A 1,212-nucleotide genomic window follows, 5' to 3' on the forward strand; every position below is an offset into this window, starting at 1 on the left:
CCGGATGCCGACGTGATCGTCAACCCCAACCAGCCCGGCTGCACGTTTGAGAGCAAGTCGATTGCCGGTGTCGGCGTGATGTTCTACGTGCTGCTGGCGCTGCGGGCCGAGCTGCGACGCCGGGGCGTGTTCACGGCAGAGACGCAACCCAAGCTGGACCCGCTGCTGGCCCTGGTGGCCCTGGGCACGGTGGCCGACGTGGTCAGGCTCGATGCCAACAACCGCCGCCTCGTGGCCCAAGGGCTCAAACGGCTGCGCGCGCAGGCGCAACCAGCGGGACTAGCTGCATTATTTGTAGCAGCAGGCCGGGTGGCCAAAGTGGCCACCACCTTCGACTTCGGCTTTGCCCTGGGCCCGCGCATCAACGCCGCAGGCCGCCTGGCCGACATGACGCTGGGAATAGAGTGCCTGCTGACCGACGACCCGGCCCGCGCCACCGAGCTGGCCACCACGCTCGGCGAAATCGCCGCCATCACCCGCCTGCGACTGGAGCGACTGGTGCCTGATGTTGCGCATGCGGCCCGCCACGGCGAATCCATTCCTTCTTGACATCTTTCTTAATCTACCCACCGGAGTTATCCATGACCACTCGTCGCAACATTTCCCTCCTGGCGTGCGCGCTGGGCCTGCTGGCCGCCGCCCTGCCCGCCAGCGCCCAGGGCAGCTACCCCGACCACCCGGTGAAACTGCTGGTGGCACTGCCCGCGGGCGGCGGCGTGGACATCATCGCGCGCCTGATCGGCCAGAAGCTGGCCGCCGCCACCGGCCAGCCCTTCGTGGTGGACAACCGGGCCGGAGCCTCTGGCCGCATCGGCCTGCCGGTGGTAGCCAAGTCCGCGCCGGACGGCTACACCTTGATGGCCTCCCCCGCCTCGTTCCTGACCACCAACAAAAGCATCTTCAAAGAGCTGCCGTACGACCCGCAGGCAGACTTCGCTCCCATCACCAAGCTGGCCAACCAGTCCATGGTGCTGGTGGTCAAGGACAAGCAGAAGTTCGCCAGCGCCAGCGCGCTTCTGGCCGCCGCCAAAGCCAAGCCCGGTGGCCTGAACTACGCCAGCTCAGGCGACGGCAGCCCCCAACACCTGGCCGCCCTGATGTTCGAGACCCGGGCGCAAGTGCGCATGACCCATATCCCCTACAAGGGCGGCGCGCTGGCCATTACCGACCTGCTGGGCGGCAACGTAGATCTGCTGTTCGCGCCCCTGCCCG

General features: G+C 67.5%; 1 protein-coding gene and 1 pseudogene. Both read left to right on the plus strand.

Features of this window, described 5'->3' with window-relative positions:
• Nucleotides 1-465 (plus strand): annotated as a pseudogene (locus AC097L_RS25150) (single-stranded-DNA-specific exonuclease RecJ); the annotation flags it as partial.
• 116 nt (nucleotides 466-581) lie between these two features.
• A partial coding sequence (locus AC097L_RS25155; RefSeq protein WP_479589435.1) for a Bug family tripartite tricarboxylate transporter substrate binding protein occupies nucleotides 582-1,212 on the plus strand: 631 nt, incomplete at its 3' end.

This window comes from Rhodoferax sp. RT5P35 (genome assembly GCF_056521385.1).